Raw genomic sequence first — 21520 nt, forward strand, 5'->3', positions numbered from 1 at the left:
GATGCTGAAACTTTACAGCGTCGAGGTCCATTCCCGGCTGCTGCTTGGCACCGCCCGCTACCCGTCTCCGGCCGTGCTTGCGGAAGCAGTGAGACGATCGAAGACCGAAATTGTAACTGTTTCGCTTCGGCGCGAGGCCGTCGGCGGCAAGGCGGGCGGCGCCTTCTTTGAGCTGATCCGCGAGCTTGATGTGCGCGTGCTTCCCAACACGGCCGGATGCCACAGCGTGCAGGAGGCTGTGCTGACGGCGAAGATGGCGCGCGATGTTTTCCGCACCGACTGGATCAAGCTCGAAGTGATCGGCCATCACGATACGCTGCAGCCCGATGTTTTCGGCCTCGTCGAGGCGGCACGCATCCTGACCGGCGAGGGCTTTCACGTCTTCCCCTATACGACCGACGATCTTGTCGTCGCCGAAAGGCTGCTGGACGCCGGCTGCCGCGTCCTGATGCCTTGGTGCGCGCCGATCGGCTCTGCCATGGGAGCGGTGAACCCGATGGCGCTGCGGGCATTCCGAGCACATTTTCCGGATGTGCCGCTCATCGTTGATGCCGGCATCGGCCGCCCATCTCATGCCGCCGCCGTCATGGAATACGGCTATGATGCCGTTCTTCTGAACACCGCCGTTGCCGGCGCGGGTGATCCCGCCGCCATGGCCGAGGCCTTCGCGTTTGCCATCAATGCCGGCCGCATCGCGCATGGCGCCGTGCCGCTGGAGCCGCGCGACATGGCCGTTCCTTCCACTCCCGTCATCGGAAAGGCCGTCTTTTCATGAAGCTCGATCCCTTCTATCTCATCGTCGACAGCGCCAACTGGGTCGAGCGTCTCGTGCCGCTCGGCGTCAAACTCGTCCAGCTGCGCATCAAGGACCAGCCAGAGCCGGTGCTTCGCGAGGAGATCCGGCGTGCGAAAGCCGCCTGCGCGGCAGCGGACTGCCGATTGATCGTCAACGATTACTGGAAGCTCGCGATCGATGAGGGATGCGATTTCATCCATCTCGGGCAGGAGGATCTGGCGGCAGCCGATCTGGCTGCAATCGGCCGCGCCGGCCTGAAGCTCGGCCTTTCCACGCACGACATGGCGGAACTAGAGACGGCGCTGGCCGCCCGTCCGGATTACGTGGCATTCGGACCGGTCTGGCCCACGGTGCTCAAAGAGATGAGATGGACGCCACAAGGCGTCGAACGCATTGCGAACTGGCGGCGGCGTGTCGGGCCGATGCCGCTCGTTGCCATCGGCGGGATCACCGCCGAGCGCGCGCCGCTGGTACTGGAAAACGGCGCCGATACCGCTGCCGTGGTCACCGATATCACCCGCAACCCCGATCCCGAAGCCCGCACACGACAGTGGCTGGCCGCGACCGCGCCTTGGCGGTCCGTGACTGAGAGGCCGCACCTGGGCTCTCTACAATGAAAAGGCAACAATAAAGAGGACCAAAAGGCGGATGCGTCAGGGGCTCGCGACCACCGCTCGCTGGTTCAGACGCTGACTGAGGCACCATCGGAAGGTTACTATCGGACACCCGATCTTTGCAACGCAACGATGCCGCAATTTGGTTCAGTGATCGGGCTGGCCGAGGGCGGGTCGAAACTTTGGAGTAAGGCTCTCTTCATAGAGTTAGCGCTCGCTGCAAATCATCGTGCTCGAACGCACTAGCCATACGGTTGATCTCGGCTGACTGCGCACCGACCGCCTTTGCGGTCTCGCGCCACCTTGCTGTGGAGGTCGCGACTTCCTTAATGATCGCGCGAGCCTGGGCGAGCGTGAGCGCGAAGAACCCGGCAGTTTCTTCCAGCAGATCAAGGGAGCAGGTGCCCTCATCAAGATCTATGTTGGTCGTCAGGACGCGCGCCCTGACGTCAGTAGGCACTGGATTGAGGTCATAGGCAGGGGACAACGACCAGCCGGCTTTGCCGAGCCACAGAAAGCCGTGATTTCTCAGGTGGTCATCGACGTTGGAAATCAGCACATTGAAGGCGACGCGGCGATAAAGCGCGTGCGCATCGGTCTTTCCCTGCGCGCCGTGTTCGGCCAAGGCGTCTACGATCTCCGGATAGCTTCCACGCTCGCCGTCCTTTGCGCCCATCATCGCCATCGCGGACAGGAAGGGGATCCGGACAGCACCATCACGGTCGAAGCGACGCGAGAGCATGACCTTCTTGCCGGCGACGTCGATGAGCTCGTGGAGGGGCGTGACAATGCCGGCTTGTTCAGCCAGTTGCAGAGCGACCTCTTCCCATGTCTCCATGCTGTAGTCGTCGGTTTCCTTAGGAAACTTGGCGATCGAGAGATGGCCATGTTGATCGATAACAGAAGCCTTCGGACGCGCTCCACCAAGCGAGGAGCCAGGCGCGAAGATAAGTTGGACGTCTTCGTCGGTTTCCTCATCGCGCAGAATACGTTCGGTGATCTGCAGTAGGCGGCCGAGCTCGATGAGGGCGGGAACGCCGGCACGGATCGGCGCCTGGAATTCCTCGTCGCCAACCCGGCGGAACCGGAGGGCGCCGAGCCGTGTCTCGTCGGCGACCCCAAGCAGATAGTCGCTTTCGGCCAGCGTACGAACGGCCCGGCCATCGCGCTCAGCCATGCGCCTTTCCGAGCGTTGCATGAGGCGTCGGCCCCACGTATCGGGTGCTGAGTCACCAATAGAGCCAAAGTTTGCGAGGCCGGCGGGTGGGGCGAACGCTCCCCGGCTCAGAGCTAGAGCGGGCTCCAGCGAGAAGCGGCCGGGGTCCTCTAGCCAGGCACGGTCATACTCAAACACGATCGTTTCGGCACCACGGACGCGATTGCTTCGCGCCAGTCCGATCGGACGGGTGTGACCGTGAAGGTCGAGATGAACTTCAAAATCAGCCATCGCGTGACGATCCCGGCGATCGCTTTGGGTGAGCGTGCTTGGGCAACTCCGCACTGGCCAAAGATTGGCCGACGCTGTCGTTACTGATGTCGGCGACTTGGCTCAGCCCAACTAGCAGGCCGAGTGCCTGGAGGACGCCTGCATAGATGCCGATGCTGACATTGGTGTCGCCGGCCTCGATCTTTTGAAGCGTTGAGCGTGAGGTGAAGGCACGTTCGGCTACTACCGCCATAGGCAGGCGGCGACGTCGACGTGCGTCGTGGATGTCTGCGCCCAGTTTGCGCAGCGCGCGCCGCACAGCGGCCGGAGGGTTATGAGGTGTAGGCATTTGTCACCTTCGCACTGCAGATAAGCCCAATATGTAGCACGAAGATGACAATTTTGCCAGAGGGATGGTCAGGTAGAAAAGCCGATTGTTTCGTCGAGCGCCACCCCGTCTGGTTCGTTTGCCGAGCAATCCTGCGAATAACTAGCGGTGTCCAATTCTCACCCTAAACTTCATCAGCAAGCAAGCAAGCAAGCAAGCGGGAAGTGAACCGTATCTTTGGCAACGTCAAAGATGGTGGAGTCGATATCGTTCGGCGTCCCGCTTGCCGCCAGGTCCCGCTTGTCCCTGATAAAGTTGCGAACGTTCGCATAAGGTACCAAAAACGCTCTTCCGGGCTGTGCAAAGCAAATGACCGGGAACAGCGAAAATCGCCTCAGCGGTCATGCCGAGCGGGCGCTGTTCCATGACGGTCCCTGCCATAGTCATCCTCTTGCCGGCGCCGGCGGAACCGGCCAGCTAGGTCGTGCCGGATGCGATGATTCCCCAGGTGCCGTGTTCTGGCGAATAGAGAGTGAACGCGGCCGATGCACGCCAGCAGCTTCAGATACACGCTGCCGAAGCGCCGAGGGGCTGGTTGTTGAAACGGTCTTTACAAACCTTGCAGCCGGTCGATCCGGTCGGCATCGGACCAGGCCCAGCCCAGAAAGGCCGTCTGACCTTCGTGAGCTTCTCCTTTGCCGGCTACGTCTAACAAGCGCCGTTCACTGTGGGAATTCATAGCATTGGTGAGCTGTTGTCGGCGTCGCGGCGGCCAATGCCGCATTCCATATGCCCGCGGCATTCCCCTCCAACGACGGCGCCAACTATCGAGGAGTGGAGCTTCGGCCAGTGATGCATGCGGGTTTCGGAGCCCATCGTCTCACGCACGAAGGAGATCATGTCTAAAGCCGGGATCCAGGGATCCAGGGAGCACTGGGACGCGCCGTTTAATCGCCAAGCAGCGAAGATCGGCCGGCTGCACCTCGCAAGCGCCCGGACATTGCGCCTAAGTGGCATTTGGTTGCTGACGTGGCCGGAGAGATGGGCTTCCGCCGCTGCACCGGTATGCCATTTCTTCAATGTTACATCTCCGTTACGATCCCCACCGCATCTTGTCCGGTTCACGACAATGCTGTCCTCGATTAATCCTTCATAGGCTAGCTAAGAGGCTGGAAAAATTACAGATTCCGTGTTCCGAAACTCACCGGAGGAGACTGGCATGAGTCTTGAACTCCCAGAACTAGGCGGCGAGCAATCCCCCTGGTGGAACGTGTCGCGTACGGTCGAAGTCTTTTGAATCTTGAAAGGGAAATACATGGCAGGTCTGCGTCAATTCGCACTCTACGGAAAGGGGGGTATCGGCAAGTTCACTGCCTCTCAAAATACTCCCACTGCCCTTGTCGACCTCGAGAAGCTGATTCCACCCGCCTAATCTAAATCCGAAAGCCCAGGACACGGTGTTAGACCTGGCGGCGAATAGGTCCGGTTGAGGATCTGGAGTTCGCGGAGAAACATACCGCCACTGAAATATCGAGACGGAAATCTCGCTTGTGAAGCGCTTTTCGTCAACCCCGCCGGCGCATGCCAGCCGCTTGCCGGTGTTGTTGCGGCCGCCCGGCTTCGAGGGGGCTATGTCTTTCGCCGGGCCAAGTTGCGTCCCGCCACAGGTCCCATTTGTCGCACCATTTTAAGGAAGGTGTTATCGGAGGCGGGTGTGGCCGTAGTTAAACCGCATCCAGCACTCAGGAGGATTTTAAGCTGATGTCAAACGTCACCCCTGTCCCCGACAATGCTCGATTAGATGAGAAAGACGCTCTCGGCACGCCTTTCGTTAAGTGTCTCTTGCGACTGATGCGTGCTCAAGACACCTTTGAATTGTGGCAAGAAAAATCGGACACCGATTTGGTCTGTGATTTCATCGTGACGAGGCAGCAGCGTAGGGCGATTCCTCTCATCGGGGGACCTGACCTGGAGGTGCAGTGGCGGCTTGAGATCTTCTATGCCGCTGTGGCACTTGCTATAGAGGAGCAGTCCGGACTGATCGCGTCACCGGTGTTGACTGTGAACCATGAGGGATTCGGTCGGATATTACTTACGGCTGGGCGGCTCGTCGTACTGTCGAAGACGCTCCGCGACGTGCATCGATTTGGCTTCGACAACCTGCGAAAGCTTGCCGAGGCGGGAACTGGCCTGGTCGATAATGGCTTAACAACAATTAAGACCTATTCAGATGTAGCGCGCGTTTGAGTGCGGTTGAAATGGCTCATATAGGGCGGAATTCTTCGCTAATCTGGCCAGCAATCAAAGCCGATCAAAGGGGACCTTACAGCTCTTGGCGCGGGGGGGCGACATGGAGGAGCCCGCATGACAGTGCGTTCACTACTCGTTACGGCTCCTCTTGGCTCCGGCGTATCTTACAAGCACTGATCAAGCGACGTGTATTGGCTGCTCAGCGCATTCGGCAATGGCGCTTCGTGCATTTGGCGGGCGAGGAACAGGCTGCTTTGGTTGACCAGCTCGTCGCGCATCTGCCGTTGAAGCTCTCGACATAAGCGTTTTGCATCTGCTTTCCCGGCGTGATGTCGTGCCACTCGACCTTTTGATCTTTCGACCGGGCAAGGGTGGCATTCGAGGTCTTGTCCGAGAGATCATTGCGAGTTTGCCGCGTCGTTCGATGAGGGTCGTCAGCTCTCGAGCGACGCGGCGACGCAAGATCAAGGTGTCCGGGATCGCCGCCAGGCATTCGCGCGTCACATCGTCGACGATGGTTGAGCACGCGAAACCGCCTTCCGCAAGCGAACTGGTCGTGAACGAAATCCAGCTACCAGCGGGCATCGGCTTTCGCTTCGACCAGGACCGGGGCGCGCGCGCCGACAGCATGCCGCCTGGCTTTCCGGTTGCGAACGAAAAGTCCTTCTTCGCAATAGAGAGGGTAGATGCGGTTGACCCCAGGCGGCTCTCCCTCCCGCCGAAGCAGGACGAACAGTCGCCGATAAACCATGACGTTCGCAACCGTTTTTCAACTTGGACAAAATCCCAGCTTCGAGCCGACATGGCCTACACGGATCAAGACCTTTGCGCCCGCCACAATCGAGCGTAAGGACCATCAGTTTTCAGCAGGTCAGCGTGCTTTCCCTCCTCGATGACCCGCCCCTTGTCCAGGACCACAATATTGTCCGCCCCACGAACGGTCCTCAACCGATGAGTGATGACTATGATGGTCTTCCCAGCGCGAGACAGATCCTCCACAACCCGCAGCACAAACTCTTCGGCTGCCGAGTCCAGGGAGGAGGTCGCTTCGTCAAGGATTAGAACGTCGGGATCCCGGTACAGGGCCCGAGCCAATGCGAGGCGCTGCTTCTCACCTCCGGAGAGGCGAACCCCGTTCTCGCCCAGATGGGCCTGGAACCGCCCGGGCCAGCGCTCGATGCACTCCCGCAGTCCTATTCGATCACAGATACGTACGATCTTATCGAACTCCGGTTCGAACTCGCCCAGGGCGATGTTCTCGATCACGGAACCAGAGAAGACGTCTATCGATTGCGGTACTGCAGCCATGACCTTGTGCAGTGATGCGCTCGAGAGGTCCTGGAGGGCATATCGGCCGATCCGAATGCATCCATCCTCAAGCTGGTAGACATTCTGCAGCAGAGCCGCAAGGGTGCTTTTGCCCGAGCCGCTCTCACCCACGACGGCCGTCAACTCTCCTTGGCGAAAGGAGACGCTTAGATCGCTGAAAACCTCCGCCTGCGCGCCATAGCGGAACGTGACGTTCTCCAGGCGAATATCTCCGAGATCGGTCTTCGTGGCATCGATGCCGCTGCTGCTTGCCGACTCCAGTTCAAAGATCTCGAAAAGTCTATCCGCCGCGATAAACGCGTCTTGAACGATCCGGTTGGTCTGGATCAGGCGGGTGACCGGCCGGGTGATATAGCCAAGCAACGTATAGCAGGACAGCAATTCGCCGGGCGTGACGGCCTGTTCGAGCGCAAGCGTGGTTCCAAACCACATCAGCACGATGGTGAACAGGACCGACAGGAACGTCGAGGCGTTGTCGCCGCAGATTGAGATCAGCCCGGAGCTGTAAACGGAATGCAGCATCTTTACGAAGCGGGTCTCCATTTTGAAGTTTGCGAAGCTCTCGACGCCGGAAGTCTTAATGGTGGAGACGGCTCCGAGTGATTCTACCAGTTGCGCCTCGAGTTTGGCGTCATTTTCCATGATGACACGTTGGAGATTTCTGTTCATCCGATTAATGGCCCAATATGCCAGGATGTACATTGGAATGGCGAGCGCCACGATCAAAGCAATATTCCAAGAATAGATGAACATCATCCCGAACGAGAACAGTATCATTAAAACGTCAACAAACATGTTTATCGAAACGTCGTTCAGGAAGCTCCTGATTTTCACAGCGTCGTTCATGCGCGACACGATTTCTCCCATGCGCATGCTGTCGAAGAACTTCTGAGGCAGGGCCAGGATGTGATTGTAATAGCCGAGGATCAAGCAGACGTCGATCTTCTGCCCCGTCTGCAGGACGAGTCGGCCTCTTAGGAGGTTGATCAGGATCTGTATCACTAGGATCAGCAGCATTGCGATGCTCATCAAGTTGAGCAGGTTGCGGTTTCCCGCTGGGATCACGTGATCAACGATCTTCTGAACGTAGATCGCCGTCGAGAGACTGAGGACGGTCGTCACCAGCGCGCCGGCGAGAGCCTGCGCCATCACCATGCGGTGTGGCGCGAGTAGGCGGGCGAAGCGGGCGAGGGGCGACGTGGTCTCGTCTCGGCGATTGAATGTGTCTGCCGGAACCAGCAGAACCAGGACGCCGGTCCATTGCTCCATGAATTCCTGATGCGGCACTTTGCAGATTTCGCCAAAGGCCGGGTCCATGACGATAACCCACTTGGCGTCGATCGCATGGACCACTACGAAATGGTGCAGGCCCTCCTTGACGACGTGCGCGATAGCGGGCTTAGGGATCTTGTACAAGCTGTCGAAGCCACCTTTGACGCCTTTCGCGATGAAGCCCAGCTTCTGCGCCGCCTCCGTGAGCCCCAGCACGCTCGTACCGGAGCGGTCGGTCGACGCATACTGGCGGATGCGCGCCAATGGCAACTTGTAGCCGTAGAAGGCTGCGACAGAAGCAAGGCTGGCGGCGCCGCAATCCGTGATGTCACGCTGCTTGAACTTAATGGCCTTACTCGACATGGAGGCTCGCTGACTGTTGGGACAATATTAGCGCCCCGCCAGCATCGGGTTGAGCCAATCGTCTGCCTCGTCGTAGAGCAGTTGCAGGAGAGTGCGATTGGCCAACAGAAAGCGAGCCCGCACGGTCATTCCTTTCTTCAGGTGGCCGATGGCCCCGCTCTTTAGCGCGAGATCGCTGCGAGAGAGCGCGCACTGGACCTTGAAGACCGGGTTCCCGTCATGCAGAGTGAAGTCCTGCGCCACCTCGAGCACCCTTGCTTTGATGACACCCCATTGGTTGTAGTTAAAGGCATCCACTTGGAGCCGCACCGGCTGACCAGCCTGCACAAAGCCAATGTCGTTGGGGGAGACGTAGATTTCCGCCACCAGATCGTCGTTCGGCGAGATCCAACCAACGGTTTGCCCGATCTGAACGTAGCTTCCGTGCGCGAGGCCGGAGAACTGCTCGAGAGCACCCGATACTGGGGCGCGGATGCGGTGCAGGTCCCGTTCGTGCTCGAGCTGATGCAAGGTGGCCGTGAGTTCCTTTAAGCGCAGGTTAGCATCAAGGAGCTTCTGGTTCCAATCAGCGGTTTTGCGTCGCACGAGGATCTCCCCTTGGACCTCGATATTTTGGAGAGCGAAAGCCTTCTCGTCAACGGCCTTCGCCGGCGCCGCAGCAGCCGAGACAAGTCGCTTTGCGCGGTCGAGTTCCGCCGCGGCGTTACTGCGCGCATATTGGTTCTCGCGCAGCAAGTTGAGAAAATGCACCCTTTCAGCCGTCGCGGATTCGGTTTGTAGGGGGGACGAGACGCTGATCCTTGCGCCGGAAGAAATCAGCGTTTGGAAGTCATGGGCAAGATCGCTCTTGGCATGAATGTCGGCTAAAACGCCGCTGAGCTTTTCCTCGATTACATGATCGTCAAAGGCGATTATTTCCTTCCCCTTAGCAACGAGATCGTTCTCAAAGGCAAGGACACGGGAGATGCGTCCGGAGACGGGCGCTATCAGGGGCGTCTTCTCCACGATCGGGCGAATAGTACCGGCACTCTGCATGGAGACCGGTATGGTGACGAGTGGCAGTGAGCCAAATGCCGCGACGACGAAGAGCAAGATCGCCCTATAAATGCTCAGGGATCGTCCTGATCGTCGCGACAGTATGCTTTCTGCGGTGCAGCTGGCCGTTTCAGCAGAAAGGGGAACTGCTAGTCTGTAGTCACTAGGAGCCATCGAGAGCCAGCTCGCTTTGTATCAACCAAACAAGTGCCCGTAACGTCGCAAAAACACGTAAACCCAAAAATACCAACCTCCGGAGGTTTCAGCTGCTTCTTGAGGGGTTAATTCAGTTACACGATAGGCTGCCATGTTGTTCATCATTGGTGTCTCCGTTCAGAGCTGGATTGAGAAGATGCCAAGGCCCCGTTGGGAGCTCCTAGCGGCGCGCAACAAAAAGGTTCAAGATTCGTGCCAATGCAGAAAGAGCGAAAAGCATCAGAAAACTGTTCTGCATGTTATACAATGGCTGCCCTAGATGTGAGCTTCCAATAGGTTGTCCATTCGATCCGGACCGGGAAAGCTGAGGTTGTCGAAGCTTCAGTGATTCTCGGGGGACCGAATGGACATCCATATGAATGCCCGCCTCACGCCGCTCAGTCGAGCGGTAATTGCGCACCGCGTGCTGATGGAAGGACAGCGACCGATGGCCGTCGCTGCGGCTTTCGGCGTCTGCGTGAAGACTGTCTATAAGTGGGTAAGACGCTATCGACGGGAGGGCGAGGCCGGTCTCAATGATCGCAGTTCCCGACCGCACCGCCTGTATCATCCGACCTCGCAGGCCACCGCCGCCCGGATCGAGACGTTACGCCGCCTGCGCATGACCGGCCAACACATCGCCAAGGAGACGGGTGTCTCGCCAGCCACAGTCAGCCGCATTCTCAAGCGCCTTGGCCTGAACAAGCTCAAGGCCTTGGCCCCGGCTGAGCCGGTGCGGCGCTACGAACGCGACCAGCCCGGCGAACTCATCCATATCGACATCAAGAAACTCGGCAAATTCAACCGAACCGGCCACCGCATCACCGGCGATCGCACGGGGCAGAGCAACAGCCGCGGCATCGGTTGGGAATACGTCCATCTGGCCATCGACGACCACTCACGCCTGGCCTATTTGGAAATATTACCCGACGAGACGCGACGCTCCTGTCTGCGCTTTCTCTTCAATGCTTTGCGCTTCTTCAAAGCCCATGGCGTCAAGGTCCAGCGCGTCATGACCGACAACGGCACAAGCTTCCGCTCCCATCGATACGCCAAGGCGCTGCGGCGGCTCAGCATCAAACACATCCGCACCAAACCCTATACGCCGAAGACAAATGGTAAGGCCGAACGCCTCGTCCAGACCGCACTGCGCGAATGGGCATATGCCAAGGCCTACGAAACCTCGCAGCAGCGCGCCGCCGACCTGCCGCTCTGGCTCCACCGTTACAATTGGCATCGCCCGCACGGCAGCCTACAATCCAAACCGCCCGTCAGTAGACTCGGCCTGATCAAGGACAACCTGTTGAGGCTCCACACCTAGAGCGCCGAGACATGCCAAAACGCACATCACGCTGTCGCAAGCACGACAAACCGAGTAGGGTTCTGAATGAACGTCTTGAACAGGATCGACAGCTCCGAAGTTCGGTGGGGGCGGTACAGTTGAGGCCTAGAGTCTGTCAGCGCTAATCGGAATCGTGCGGAGATTCCCTTGTCTTTGATTTTGTGATTCAAGGTCATTGCTGGTGTGGAGGCCAGCGATGATGGTGCGACCTCTTTCTCTGGATTTGCGAACGCGCATTGCGACAGCGTTGAATGATGGCATGACGGTTCGCGCCGCAGCGGAGCGGTTCGGCATATCGGCTGCGACAGCGGTACGCATCGGACAGCTCGATCGTTCAGGTAAAGGCCTGGCGCCGGCGAAGATCGGCGGCTATGTCAAACCGACACTGAGGGGTGCGGCCGCCGACGCCGTGCGTCAGCGGCTACAAGTCAAGTCCGACTGGACGGTGCGCGCACTGTCGGCGGACCTGAAGGCTGCGGGGATCAACGTGTCTCACGACACCGTCTGGCGCTTTCTGCGCAGCGAAGGCAAGACCTTCAAAAAAAACGCTGGTGGCAAGCGAGCAAGACCGCCCGAAGGTGGCCCGGTTCCGGATGCGGTGGAAGACCCATCAGCACCGGCTTGATCCGGACCGTCTCGTCTTCATCGACGAGACTTGGGTCAAGACCAACATGACGCGCACCTGCGGCTGGTGTCAGCGGGGAGAGCCCCTCATTGCAAAAGTCCCTCATGGTCATTGGAAGACACTGACCTTCCTGGCCGGCTTACGCCGCGATAGCATCGTTGCCCCCTTCGTCCTCGATGGTCCCATCAATGGCATCGCTTTCACCGCATGGGTTCGGCAATGTCTGGTCCCGACACTCAAAGCCGGTGACATCGTCATCCTCGACAATCTCGGAAGCCACAAAGGAAAGCCGGCCCGCGATGCGATCCGAGATGTCGGTGCACATCTCTTCTTCCTGCCGCCCTACAGCCCCGACCTCAATCCCATCGAGATGATGTTCGCAAAGCTCAAGACACTCGTCAGAAAGGCAGACGAACGAACCGTTGAAACAACATGGAGACGCATTGGAGAACTCTTGAAGACGTTCAGTCCCCAAGAGTGCTCTAACTACCTCAGACATGCAGGGTATGGTTCAAAATAAACCTGACAGACTCTAGAACCTCGGCGCTCAGTGAGCACCCCAATCCGCGTGGCCCCCCATCGAGCTTGCCGTCGATTTTTGTTGTTGCTGATGCACCCTGAAACCTGTGAATTGTTAACGGACTGTGGCCCTCCGCACGATAGTGGGTGCGGATGCGCCGCTTCTGGTGCCGCAGGCCTTGTCCCTGTTAACAGATGCTATGGCCGCATGCGTCAAGTAAAAGATCCACCGGATGCGACAAGAAACGAGACACCTATTGGGGAATGCCTGGCCGGGTCCCGACGCTATAGCGATCTCAGACCTGCACTTGTTCCGGCCCAGGCTGTGACCGACAGCGGTCGTCTCGCTGTGCCGTTGCGACAGGAGGAATAGCTGGAAATCTCAAGCTCACCTCGACATCCGGTTACGCGAGCTTGGCCGCGCCCGCTCGGGCTGGTACGATTCCCGGCGGCTCGATTGCGAAGGCGTCCTGTATTAGAGAGAAGCTCAAAGTTGCCGCACCGGACGGCTTTGAGGACGTGTTACTCGATCTCTACAAGCAAATCTCGCCCACGCGGATCACCGATGTCCCGACGTGGATGCTGCGACTGGCTTCTGCGAAGCATTCAATCATCTGCGGAGCGCCCTGCGATGAACGTCATCCTCGCGGAAGGGACTAACTTTGACCTGCGCATGATGGCCGATGCCACAGAGACACCCACACCTTGTGGTTGTTAATCCGTATTCGACAGTGGCATGTCGAAGGCGAAGCCTACGACCGGCGCTAGCCAGGGTGGTCGAGGCGCAGGCGGGGTTACCGATCCATGAGCACTCCGGCTTCGAGCGACGGCCTATTATTTGCCGCCACCGCGCAAGGCGATGCCATTAGAGGGTACGGTTCAGAATAACCCTGACAGGCCGACCCCAAAACCTTCAGAAACCGACCTGTCGCTCTTTCTTCGACGCGTCGAATGGAAACCCTCTGGCCAAAATATGGATGCCAGCGATAGTTAGGCTGATTTGTACGCGTGGATCGCACGCACCCGCCTTACAGAAGCGATCCGATGCCCGGTCCAGGTTTTTCCTTGCCCCGTTGGCATGCCCATTCGATTAAGCGACGCGGCGATATGTTCATCGGAGCAGCGACCAGCCATGCTGCGCATCACCGCCAGGGCATCCTCAGTGGTGGCACAACCGTGTTCACCGGTCTGAGGCTTACGGACCTTGAGCTCCGAAGCTGACCGCCCTTCCAATGGATCGTCAACACCACGTCACGCACCGCATCGTCGTCGTGCCAAATGGAAACCCTCTGGCCGAAATACGGATGCCAGCGATAATAGACCTCGACTTCATCGCCGACATGGGCAGAATGAACGGGCTTTGGCGTTGGAAGAGGGAACTGGCTCTTCGCGGGAGCCGATACGGGAGCGGAGACCTTGGCACGCGCCATGACGATCATCGAGACGGCAAAGATGAATGGTCGTGATCCGCAGGCATATCTGGCTGACGTGCTCGATCGTATCCACGATCACAAGATCAATCGGTTAGACGAATTGCTTCCGTGGAACTGGTCGGCGATCACCACAATCGACGCAAAGGCAGCCTGATGGCGACAGTCACCCACGTCCGTACGATCAAATTTGTTGCCGAAATTCTCGAAGAGGACCCGGAGCTTCTTCAGGCAATCGTCTCCAACGATGATAATCTGAGCTATGGCAGCATTATCTCCGTGTGCACTGGCGACGACGAATCCGTGACCGCACTGACAGACGACGGCATGGACGAATTGGAGCAGATGCTCAAAGACGCCCGCCGGTCATCCCAAGAATGGAACGACTTCCTCGACAGCTTTGTTGACGACGTGCCGCTCGTCGCTCGCATCAAAGCAAAATCTCCGCGGTAGCAATCGGGCCGGTTACGATCGAGGCGACGACCCTGCGTTCCCACTCGCCACCATCTCATGCACTGTCTCGACCAAGAGATGGACGACCGCGTTAGCGGAAAAAGACAGCGTAAATGCCAAGGTATGCGCCTGAGGACGCCGCCGAACCTCCCGCGCGGTTTCCTGGCAGAAACGACGATACAGCCGCTCCCCCGTAGCAGCGCCTGCACCGGCCGCCTGGCCGGCTGGGCGAAGTGGGTTAGCTCGATGAAGCTTGTGTACGGAGGGGACATTTGATTGATAAAAGGCTAATCGCGCGCGAGACGGCTTCTTACTTTTGCTTCCCCACAATAGAACTCGCTAAAATTGCCTGGGCTTTTAGATCGGCTGTCTTCTGAGAGGAACTTACAGGTGCTCCAGAAGACGCTGGCGATTTATTAATAGATGAAGACCGTGCCGTTGCCATTCCTTCCTCAGGAAGCGTAGCTACTTGAGCGGCACTGTCAATCGCTCTACGGCAGTCATCAAGGAAGTTAGCTATATATTCATTGACATAGACAACCAACGGCTCTTTTGGAACAACAATCAGACGCCGTTTGTCCGTTTTGTCCCGAGTGATGTCGATGAACCCACGCAAATGCGCTGCCTCGACATACTTTTGGCAAACAGTCTGGTTTTTAAAAGGTAGATAGCGACACGCCTGCATTTTCGTCATGGGTCTGTTATTAGCATGCATATGATATACTTTAAGCAGCAACCCAAGAATGTTCCTCAGGAAAAGTTTTTCTTCGGAATTTTCGCTAAAGAGATCTGACAAAAACGAGTCAATTTTCTCAAGCTTATGCTTTACGCCGACGTCGATCTGTTCTGGCGTATATATTACTCTTCGTGTTGTCTTCGCCACGGCCACGCCTCTGCGCAATGGGTCGTTCTGTTTTCACCCAAAGCCTGTTACCGGATCCCATCGCGGCGACATTTATCATATGTATGTCTTTATAACTACGACGAATATAGAGTTTTTAGCGGTCGTGCGACTGACCTTCAGGGTGCACGAGCCCCCGCTCTTGTTTTCACATCCATTTAAAAAAACAGTTACACAAGTGTAACTACCAGTGCTATCAAAAAATTCGGGAGCTTCGCTTCCGATGGAAGGTCGGTCTCTTAGTTGGCCCCCGACCCAGCTCGCCCGCCGCCCGAGCTGGCATGAAAGAGCCCGACCTTCCGTTTTGAACGTGTGGCTTTTCGAGCGAGGGATCCGAAATGACTAAAGAGATCTGGACAGATTACAGCCAACCGTTCGGGACGATCGGTCCATTGATGACAGTGGGCGAAATTCTGGAAAAGAACATTGATGCCGGATACAATGCCTACGATGAGTATACAAACGCAGCTCTTCAGAAATTTGCTCGGTATGCCTCGGACTTCCTCTCCAATCCACATCCTCGTTTGGGTCGGGACGGGAGCGTTTGCCCTTTCGTTCCCGAAGCTCTGACGAAGGGACTCTTACGGATTGCCGCGTCGCAAGTTGTTGCAGTTGACGAAATCGAAAATGAGATGGCGCGTATGCTCGCCGTCTTCAGCCAGATGAAACCCGTTATGTCCTTCAACGATCGAACGGGCGACTGGATCTATAAGGCGATTATTATTGCCCTTCCTGGAATTCAGGATGAAGGAGAGATCAACATGATAGGTCAACTGCAGAAACGGCTGAAGCCCGACTTCATTCAGGAAGGTTTCATGATCGGTGAATTTTATCCAGGTTGCCCGGAACCTGGGTTGCACAATAGGATGTTTCGACCGCTCGACACGCCGGTTCCAGCCTTGGCTATTCGGCATATCACCAAATATGATGCTCCTTTCATGCTTGGCAGCGATAAGTGCCTGGAGGCTTACTTCAGTATTTTTGGTGACGAGGGTCGCCGCCGCATTAGGCAACTTTTGGAGCGAACCGGCTGAAACCTACTCGCAACCGGGGTGTACTCGCAGTCGCAATCAGCCATGCTCGATCATCCTGCCATATGAAACGGAAGGAAACGACTATGTTGGATGTTCATCCGAACGTACTTGCTGAACTGCACCAGATCGGAGCGTCGACGGTACGATTGTGGCGATATAGTGATTTCGCCACCCCTATTACATCCCCTTCAGATTTAGCCTCTGCTATCGGCCTTCCCGTCGGACGCGTTGCAAAGACAATGATTGTTGCGGAGCAGCAAGCAGACGATGTGATGCGCCGATTGGATCCTGGACGCCACCTTTGTGCCGTTTTGCTGCCATCACCTGCAAAGATCGACATGAAAGCGGTTGCTGGCACGTATGGATGGAAACGAGCCGAACTGGCTCAGAAAGAACAGGTACTGGATCTCTTCGGCTACCCGTCAGGAAGCGTATCACCATTCGGTCTCCAGAAGATCGCCGTACTGATTGACACCGCCCTTTTTGCTTATCCTACCGTAGTCACAGGTGCGGGCAAGTTTGGAGTCGAGCTTGAGATCGACACGAGCATGCTTTGGAAGATCGGGCAGCCGTTGCAGACGCGTGCACGGGCCACCCAAACCTAACGACTCCGTCACCTATCAAAGAGAGGCCGTGACCAAGGTTAGGTTATTTCTTCGGAAGAGGAAATGCGGGTCGACATAACGGCGTCTTGATAGATAATGAGGGTTCCAATACGTATGCCGCGTTAACCGGCTCACAGTCCACACTATAACGAAATCCGTCCGGAGCCGCCCGCTCTAAGGCCGAAACTCAATCAGTCGAGCGCAAGCTTCAAACGTAACGGCACGTGGGCCGTCCTGAGGATAGCTGAACACGCGAAAAAACCTTCGAGCATCGACTCGCCGGCGCATGGAATTTCTAAGTGCGGATCGTACGAGTTCGCGCTGATTGGTTGTTTCAACGTGAATATCTAGTGGACTATGTCTGCGCATCGGCTCCCCATAAGTGGTAGAACCATGCGCCATGCCGGACTCGGCGCTAGCGCATGCATTTCCAACCTGAGTTCGTTCATTAAACGCGCTCTCGATCAGATGCTGCGCTCGGTATCGTCGCTGATCAAAGCGGACAACCTTTTTTCGGTTGCGCCGACTAGGAATGACCGGTGTGCATTTCTTCGTTTGCAGCGAGCAGCGCAATTTGCCCAGCGTAATACTTTTTGGCTCCCAACAGATAACGTATTGGGCCAGCGCGGGCGATCAAGCCTGGCGTACGCATTAACTGTCTGACGTCTCCTGCTGTGAAATTGCGGGCGGGAATCACATGGTGAGCGCATAGATTCTGGTGGTCCGGCCACCGCGACAACGGCCGATGGCTTGTTCTTGCGCCCCCTTTCCACCAAATGCCGCCGCGGGTCGTGCACAATTGGCGCAGTCCGCCGTACTCTTCGTCACTGCGCCAGTCTGCATGAGCGACTTCAGCCAGGAGCCTCGTTGCGACCATCAACGGGTTGAGCGATTATAGACCGTCGTCGGTGGGTCATAAGCGGCCAGGCAATCACACCAGCGGCAACCAACCTTCTCAACGTGGATGATGCCCGAATCACGCGACGGTCATCCACCCCGCGTGCACCTGGCTGGTTTTTCGGCAAGTGCGACTCCATTGTTGACCGCTCTTCCTTCGACAGCTTAGACAATTCTATGTCGTTTCTCCTGATCAATGCCCGGCAGTGAGTCAGGTAAGATAACTTCATCAATAGCTGATTGGATTTTGACCGAGGGACGCGACGCATGGCTTTTATGCCTTATGTAGCTACGTCGGTTCCGTGTCATACTCGTCGGAACGAAAGCAGCTCTGGAATTCCTCGCATTGTTGGTAATTCGGAGGGGAGCACAGAATGAAACCTGCAGATTGACAGATTTGGTGGTAGAGGTTTTTCTTCCACTCATATTGTGGGTGTTCTCAGCAGCGAGCTGGGGGAAATGATTGGCGACCAATCTGGTTCGTTCGCCCGGGTCGAGAAGGCCGAACTCCTTCCATAGTTGATCATCTCGCAAGCGCGAAGCGCAATAACTTTGGCAAATAGGCTGCTGATGAGCTCGTGCGGCCGGGCGTAATTCAGCAACAGACGACCATGCAACAGTCCTTACTCGACGCCAACCTCTGCATCCCGCACGTTTTCAACGGCAAATGACAAAGTAAGCGTGGTTGGATAGCGCATCTCGGAGTTCAATCTGCGAAATCCGGTCACCTCCGTAGCCGTCGCCTCGCCGGCCTCGACCTCCTCCAGTGCCCGCGAAAGTACGCAAGTGATGACATACTGATCGAAGCCCATTTCGCCACCGCTTCAGAGCGTCGCTTTGCAACGCGAATTTTTCGGAAGCTCCACTCCTACTCACCCCGATCGGGTGCTATGGAGCTCAGCAGGATGCCTTCGCCGCGGCGGAGCCCGGAGTGTGTTTAAGCATGGAATGTTGACCCCTCTGGCGGGGTGATACTTATCCAATTTTGACCCCCCTTGGATTTCATCCGACCATCCGGCTTTTGCCAGTGGATGGGGTGGGGAGTTGAAGAGAGTGGATACGATTGCCCGTGTCCGACGAGCCTTCCATGTTCAGGGCTGGTCGGTGAAGAAGATCACCAGAGAGCTGAATGTTTCGCGTAATACGGTTCGCAAAATCCTGCGTTCTGATGCGACTGATTTTGTCTACAAACGAGAACATCAACCGTTGCCCAGGATCGGAGCCTGGAAGGGTGATATTGAACGGTTCCTCATTGCCAACGAAGGCAAGGCATCGCGCGAACGGCTGACGCTGATCCGGATTTACGAGGAGGTTCGGGCACTCGGCTACGACGGCAGTTATGACGCGATCCGGCGATATGCCAAGACCTGGGCGAAGAACCGGGGAGCCGTGACGGCGGAAGCCTATGTGCCCCTCTATTACGCGCCGGGCGAAGCCTACCAGTTCGACTGGAGCCACGAGATCATTCTGATCAACGGGGTGACTACGACCGTGAAGGTCGCGCATGTCCGGCTCTGCCACAGCCGGATGATGTTCGCCCGAGCCTATATGCGTGAGAGCCAGGAGATGGTGTTCGATGCCCATGACAAGGCCTTCGCCTTCTTCCGTGGCACCTGTACGCGCGGCATCTACGATAACATGAAGACTGCGGTCGAGGCGGTGTTCGTCGGCAAGGAGCGACAATACAATCGCCGCTTCCTGCAGATGTGTAGCCACTATCTGGTCCATCCCGTTGCCTGCACGCCCGCATCCGGATGGGAGAAGGGACAGGTCGAGAACCAGGTCGGACTGGTTCGAGAACGCTTCTTCACACCACGTCTTCGGGTTAAAAGCCTGGAAGAGCTGAACGTCTGGCTGCTCGATAAGTGCATCGCTTACGCCAAGGCACACCGTCATCCTGAACAGACCGAGCGAATGATCTGGCAGGTGTTCGAGGAGGAACGCGGCAGCCTCGTGCATTACGTCGGGCCGTTCGATGGTTTCCACAGCGTCCCGGCCTCGGTGTCGAAGACCTGCACGGTCCGTTTCGACAACAACAAATACTCCGTCCTCTCGACTGCGGTCGGCCGCCCTGTTGAGGTTCACGCCTATGCCGAGAAGATCGTCATCAGGCAGGACGGCGTGAACGTCGGTGAGCATCCGCGTTGCTTTGGCCGTGGCGAGACGATCTACGATCCCTGGCATTATGTACCCGTTCTGGCTCGCAAACCCGGCGCTTTGCGCAATGGTGCGCCGTTCAGGGACTGGGTGTTGCCAGCGGCGATGGAGAAGGTCCGCAAGCGCCTGAAGAGCGTCCACGACGGTGATCGGCAAATGGTCACAATCCTTGCATGCGTTCCCACCGATGGTCTGACGGCCGTCGATGCGGCCTGTCAGGAGGCGCTGGACCAAGGCGTCTGCTCGGCCTCGGTGATCATCAACATTCTGGCTCGTAGTCGTGACCCGGCTCCGGCCGCAACCCTGCAAACCCCGGATGCGCTTCGATTGACCCATGAACCGGTCGCCGACTGCGCACGCTATGACAGCCTCAGGAGGGCAAGCTGATGGAACGCACACAGGTTCTCGAACTGATGAGCACGCTGAAGCTCTATGGAATGCGCAGCGCCTACGACGAGGTCATGGGCAACGGCATCAAACGGCAGCACGAACCGCCGCGCATTGTCGGTGATCTCTTGCAGTCGGAGATCGCCGAGAAGCAGGCCCGCTCCATTCGCTACCAACTCAGCATCGCCAAGCTGCCCCTCGCTAAGGACATCGACGATTTCGACTTCACCGATACGCCGGTCAATGAATCCCTGGTGCGGGAGCTGGCTACCGGCACCTTCGTCGCCGATCAGCGTAACGTCGTCCTCGTCGGCGGCACGGGAACCGGAAAGAGCCATCTCGCCATCGCGATTGCCCGTGCACTGATCCGCAACGGAACACGCGGGCGCTTCTTCAACGTCGTCGATCTGGTCAATCGGCTGGAAACGGAAACGCGCAGCGGCAAGCAAGGGCGGACGGCCGACTATCTCAATCGTCTCGACTTCATCATCCTCGACGAACTCGGATACCTGCCATTTGCCCTGGCCGGCGGCCAACTCCTATTCCATCTGATCAGCAGGCTCTACGAGCGCACGTCGATCATTGTCACCACGAACCTGGCGTTCGGTGAATGGCCGACGGTGTTCGGCGATGCCAAGATGACGACGGCACTTCTCGACCGCCTGACGCACCATTGTGAGATCGTCGAGACCGGAAACGAATCCTGGCGCTTCAAGAACCGCTCTCAAAGCTAAAGCCGAAGAGCCCCATCACCCGCACTTGGCCTACCCTCTGCAACCCCGGCCAGCGCCGGGCAGGCCAAGCGCTGATCTACAGCACAGGGGGGTCAAAATTGGATAAGCAAAAGGGGTCAATGTTCGGTGCTGATTGACAGCCCGGAGGTACCATTCGTGCGGTCGGCGCGGCAGAAGATTGGCTTCACTTCCCGGCAGCGGAGCAGTATCCTAATGGCGCCGATGCTCACTCGCCTCTATGTGCCTCTACGTACCATGGCGATGGTCCTAGATGCGCAGGCGTTTCTGACCCGGAAGTGTCCGTGACAAAAAAGACGAGGTATCGAAAAGACGCGCGTTCTTGGCAATCAGTGCGCAACCTCCCGGCGTTTTTCGAGGGGCTGCCTCTAAGGAGGTATGCAATGACACTCGCCACATCAACAGGGTTGCTGATCGCACTTGGGGCGATCTCCGTCTGCACTATCGTTCGAACCGACGCCCATCAAGCGAAGAGCGGCTGGACCTATCCTCCGGCGTGCTGCAAGGCCCACGGTTTGAGTGGAGATTGTCAGTCCATTCCGACTCAGAACATTCGTAAAGGGCCCCGCGGTTTTTCCGTCTTACTGCATGCGGGCGACCACCACCTCGCGACAGAGCCGCACCTTTTCTTCATTCCGTATGGGGACGAAATCCCTTCGGGAGATGGCCGGTATCATATCTGCCTTCATCCGACGGAAAACGACGTGAACTGCTTCTTCTCGCCGCCTGACAGTACCTAACTACATTTGCCAACTTGGCCACCGCTAGCTTCTCCACCCGTATCACTGGCGCTGAATCAGTGCGCATTCT

19 protein-coding genes and 6 pseudogenes are annotated in these 21520 nt (G+C 57.4%); 15 read left to right on the top strand and 10 right to left on the bottom strand.

Features of this window, described 5'->3' with window-relative positions:
• The first annotated feature begins 1 nt into the window (after nucleotide 1).
• Together AB8B31_RS32125 and AB8B31_RS32130 are read left to right on the top strand one after the other, a co-directional pair.
• Nucleotides 2–775, top strand: a complete 774-nt coding sequence (locus AB8B31_RS32125; RefSeq protein WP_096771908.1) for a thiazole synthase — start codon at nucleotides 2–4, stop codon at nucleotides 773–775.
• Nucleotides 772–1413: a thiamine phosphate synthase gene (locus tag AB8B31_RS32130; protein WP_096771907.1), complete on the top strand. Its 642-nt coding sequence runs from the start codon at nucleotides 772–774 to the stop codon at nucleotides 1411–1413. Before AB8B31_RS32125 ends, AB8B31_RS32130 begins: the two co-directional genes overlap by 4 nt.
• Before the next feature lie 196 nt (nucleotides 1414–1609).
• Here the strand turns inward: AB8B31_RS32130 and AB8B31_RS32135 are convergent, their stop codons facing one another.
• Both AB8B31_RS32135 and AB8B31_RS32140 read right to left on the bottom strand, forming a co-directional pair.
• Nucleotides 1610–2857, bottom strand: coding sequence for a type II toxin-antitoxin system HipA family toxin (locus AB8B31_RS32135; RefSeq protein ID WP_096771906.1), 1248 nt, complete (start codon nucleotides 2855–2857; stop codon nucleotides 1610–1612).
• Nucleotides 2850–3185, bottom strand: a complete 336-nt coding sequence (locus AB8B31_RS32140; RefSeq protein ID WP_007635986.1) for a helix-turn-helix domain-containing protein — start codon at nucleotides 3183–3185, stop codon at nucleotides 2850–2852. The genes AB8B31_RS32135 and AB8B31_RS32140 overlap by 8 nt, the downstream gene beginning before the upstream one ends.
• Before the next feature lie 511 nt (nucleotides 3186–3696).
• On the opposite strand from AB8B31_RS32140, the gene AB8B31_RS32145 reads away from it, so the two are divergent.
• The 4 genes and pseudogenes from AB8B31_RS32145 to AB8B31_RS32160 all read left to right on the top strand — a co-directional run bounded on the left by AB8B31_RS32145 (nucleotide 3697) and on the right by AB8B31_RS32160 (nucleotide 5411).
• Nucleotides 3697–3876 (top strand): hypothetical protein, encoded by a 180-nt coding sequence (locus AB8B31_RS32145; RefSeq protein WP_096771904.1) that lies wholly within the window; start codon nucleotides 3697–3699, stop codon nucleotides 3874–3876.
• A 603-nt stretch (nucleotides 3877–4479) separates the two neighbouring features.
• Nucleotides 4480–4673, top strand: a pseudogene (gene nifH, locus AB8B31_RS32150) (nitrogenase reductase); the annotation flags it as partial.
• Nucleotides 4674–4689: 16 nt separating this feature from the next.
• Nucleotides 4690–4859, top strand: a pseudogene (locus AB8B31_RS32155) (nitrogenase molybdenum-iron protein subunit beta); the annotation flags it as partial.
• Nucleotides 4860–4925: 66 nt separating this feature from the next.
• Entirely contained in the window at nucleotides 4926–5411 is a 486-nt protein-coding gene (locus AB8B31_RS32160) for a NifX-associated nitrogen fixation protein (RefSeq protein WP_007635973.1), read from the top strand.
• Between the two features lie 189 nt (nucleotides 5412–5600).
• Here the strand turns inward: AB8B31_RS32160 and AB8B31_RS32165 are convergent.
• The 4 genes and pseudogenes from AB8B31_RS32165 to AB8B31_RS32180 form a co-directional block, all read right to left on the bottom strand.
• Nucleotides 5601–6159: pseudogene (locus AB8B31_RS32165) on the bottom strand (integrase core domain-containing protein); the annotation flags it as partial.
• Nucleotides 6160–6230: 71 nt separating this feature from the next.
• Complete coding sequence (locus AB8B31_RS32170; RefSeq protein ID WP_096771902.1) at nucleotides 6231–8378, bottom strand: peptidase domain-containing ABC transporter; 2148 nt, start codon at nucleotides 8376–8378, stop codon at nucleotides 6231–6233.
• Nucleotides 8379–8405: 27 nt separating this feature from the next.
• Nucleotides 8406–9491 (bottom strand): HlyD family secretion protein, encoded by a 1086-nt coding sequence (locus tag AB8B31_RS32175; RefSeq protein WP_097622114.1) that lies wholly within the window; start codon nucleotides 9489–9491, stop codon nucleotides 8406–8408.
• Nucleotides 9492–9608: 117 nt separating this feature from the next.
• Nucleotides 9609–9734: a hypothetical protein gene (locus tag AB8B31_RS32180; RefSeq protein ID WP_275593055.1), complete on the bottom strand. Its 126-nt coding sequence runs from the start codon at nucleotides 9732–9734 to the stop codon at nucleotides 9609–9611.
• 238 nt (nucleotides 9735–9972) lie between these two features.
• Here AB8B31_RS32180 and AB8B31_RS32185 point away from each other — a divergent pair, with 238 nt between their 5' ends.
• Together AB8B31_RS32185 and AB8B31_RS32190 are read left to right on the top strand one after the other, a co-directional pair.
• Nucleotides 9973–10929: an IS481 family transposase gene (locus tag AB8B31_RS32185; RefSeq protein ID WP_096771901.1), complete on the top strand. Its 957-nt coding sequence runs from the start codon at nucleotides 9973–9975 to the stop codon at nucleotides 10927–10929.
• Nucleotides 10930–11149: 220 nt separating this feature from the next.
• Nucleotides 11150–12095, top strand: a protein-coding gene (locus AB8B31_RS32190) for an IS630 family transposase (RefSeq protein ID WP_170961553.1) whose coding sequence is annotated in 2 segments (ribosomal slippage) — nucleotides 11150–11488 and nucleotides 11490–12095 — 945 coding nt in all. Because the reading frame shifts where the segments join, the coding sequence is not laid out codon by codon here.
• A 992-nt stretch (nucleotides 12096–13087) separates the two neighbouring features.
• Here the strand turns inward: AB8B31_RS32190 and AB8B31_RS32195 are convergent.
• Nucleotides 13088–13362 (bottom strand): annotated as a pseudogene (locus tag AB8B31_RS32195) (recombinase family protein); the annotation flags it as partial.
• Nucleotides 13363–13456: 94 nt separating this feature from the next.
• Here AB8B31_RS32195 and AB8B31_RS32200 point away from each other — a divergent pair.
• Both AB8B31_RS32200 and AB8B31_RS32205 read left to right on the top strand, forming a co-directional pair.
• A pseudogene (locus AB8B31_RS32200) lies at nucleotides 13457–13681 on the top strand (transposase domain-containing protein); the annotation flags it as partial.
• Entirely contained in the window at nucleotides 13681–13977 is a 297-nt protein-coding gene (locus tag AB8B31_RS32205) for a hypothetical protein (protein ID WP_096772340.1), read from the top strand. The pseudogene AB8B31_RS32200 and the gene AB8B31_RS32205, both read left to right, overlap by 1 nt.
• Nucleotides 13978–14287: 310 nt before the next feature.
• Here the strand turns inward: AB8B31_RS32205 and AB8B31_RS32210 are convergent, their stop codons facing one another.
• The gene (locus AB8B31_RS32210; protein ID WP_239621135.1) at nucleotides 14288–14860 is read right to left on the bottom strand and encodes a hypothetical protein; all 573 of its coding nucleotides are present in this window, start codon (nucleotides 14858–14860) and stop codon (nucleotides 14288–14290) included.
• A gap of 356 nt (nucleotides 14861–15216) precedes the next feature.
• Between AB8B31_RS32210 and AB8B31_RS32215 the strand changes: the two genes are divergently transcribed.
• Both AB8B31_RS32215 and AB8B31_RS32220 read left to right on the top strand, forming a co-directional pair.
• Nucleotides 15217–15912, top strand: a complete 696-nt coding sequence (locus tag AB8B31_RS32215; RefSeq protein ID WP_096772339.1) for a DUF6875 domain-containing protein — start codon at nucleotides 15217–15219, stop codon at nucleotides 15910–15912.
• Between the two features lie 83 nt (nucleotides 15913–15995).
• The gene (locus AB8B31_RS32220) at nucleotides 15996–16517 is read left to right on the top strand and encodes an aminoacyl-tRNA deacylase (RefSeq protein ID WP_054185946.1); all 522 of its coding nucleotides are present in this window, start codon (nucleotides 15996–15998) and stop codon (nucleotides 16515–16517) included.
• 1186 nt (nucleotides 16518–17703) lie between these two features.
• Here the strand turns inward: AB8B31_RS32220 and AB8B31_RS32225 are convergent.
• Nucleotides 17704–17811, bottom strand: a complete 108-nt coding sequence (locus AB8B31_RS32225; RefSeq protein ID WP_141098812.1) for a nitrogen fixation protein NifQ — start codon at nucleotides 17809–17811, stop codon at nucleotides 17704–17706.
• A gap of 226 nt (nucleotides 17812–18037) precedes the next feature.
• A complete protein-coding gene (locus AB8B31_RS32230) occupies nucleotides 18038–18226 on the bottom strand; it encodes a hypothetical protein (protein ID WP_239621137.1) in 189 nt (62 codons plus the stop codon).
• 232 nt (nucleotides 18227–18458) lie between these two features.
• Here AB8B31_RS32230 and istA point away from each other — a divergent pair.
• From istA to AB8B31_RS32245, 3 genes and pseudogenes are all read left to right on the top strand, one after another.
• Nucleotides 18459–19952, top strand: a pseudogene (gene istA, locus AB8B31_RS32235) (IS21 family transposase); the annotation flags it as partial.
• Nucleotides 19953–19957: 5 nt separating this feature from the next.
• A complete protein-coding gene (gene istB, locus AB8B31_RS32240) occupies nucleotides 19958–20692 on the top strand; it encodes an IS21-like element helper ATPase IstB (protein WP_017996675.1) in 735 nt (244 codons plus the stop codon).
• A 401-nt stretch (nucleotides 20693–21093) separates the two neighbouring features.
• Entirely contained in the window at nucleotides 21094–21450 is a 357-nt protein-coding gene (locus AB8B31_RS32245; RefSeq protein WP_096772349.1) for a hypothetical protein, read from the top strand.
• The last annotated feature ends 70 nt before the right edge of the window (nucleotides 21451–21520 follow it).

This window comes from Rhizobium sp. 62_C5_N11_2, assembly GCF_051811185.1.
In the GTDB taxonomy this organism is placed as follows: Bacteria; Pseudomonadota; Alphaproteobacteria; order Rhizobiales; family Rhizobiaceae; genus Rhizobium; species Rhizobium leguminosarum.

Bases quoted from the DNA above. Each gene is read 5' to 3' on its own strand.
- AB8B31_RS32170 (WP_096771902.1), bottom strand. From the start codon at position 8,378: ATGTCGAGTAAGGCCATTAAGTTCAAGCAGCGTGACATCACGGATTGC.
- AB8B31_RS32205 (WP_096772340.1), top strand. From the start codon at position 13,681: ATGGCGACAGTCACCCACGTCCGTACGATCAAATTTGTTGCCGAAATT.
- istB (WP_017996675.1), top strand. From the start codon at position 19,958: ATGGAACGCACACAGGTTCTCGAACTGATGAGCACGCTGAAGCTCTAT.
- AB8B31_RS32135 (WP_096771906.1), bottom strand. From the start codon at position 2,857: ATGGCTGATTTTGAAGTTCATCTCGACCTTCACGGTCACACCCGTCCG.
- AB8B31_RS32160 (WP_007635973.1), top strand. From the start codon at position 4,926: ATGTCAAACGTCACCCCTGTCCCCGACAATGCTCGATTAGATGAGAAA.
- AB8B31_RS32125 (WP_096771908.1), top strand. From the start codon at position 2: ATGCTGAAACTTTACAGCGTCGAGGTCCATTCCCGGCTGCTGCTTGGC.
- AB8B31_RS32140 (WP_007635986.1), bottom strand. From the start codon at position 3,185: ATGCCTACACCTCATAACCCTCCGGCCGCTGTGCGGCGCGCGCTGCGC.
- AB8B31_RS32180 (WP_275593055.1), bottom strand. From the start codon at position 9,734: ATGATGAACAACATGGCAGCCTATCGTGTAACTGAATTAACCCCTCAA.
- AB8B31_RS32220 (WP_054185946.1), top strand. From the start codon at position 15,996: ATGTTGGATGTTCATCCGAACGTACTTGCTGAACTGCACCAGATCGGA.
- AB8B31_RS32215 (WP_096772339.1), top strand. From the start codon at position 15,217: ATGACTAAAGAGATCTGGACAGATTACAGCCAACCGTTCGGGACGATC.
- AB8B31_RS32130 (WP_096771907.1), top strand. From the start codon at position 772: ATGAAGCTCGATCCCTTCTATCTCATCGTCGACAGCGCCAACTGGGTC.
- AB8B31_RS32245 (WP_096772349.1), top strand. From the start codon at position 21,094: ATGACACTCGCCACATCAACAGGGTTGCTGATCGCACTTGGGGCGATC.
- AB8B31_RS32185 (WP_096771901.1), top strand. From the start codon at position 9,973: ATGGACATCCATATGAATGCCCGCCTCACGCCGCTCAGTCGAGCGGTA.
- AB8B31_RS32230 (WP_239621137.1), bottom strand. From the start codon at position 18,226: ATGGGCTTCGATCAGTATGTCATCACTTGCGTACTTTCGCGGGCACTG.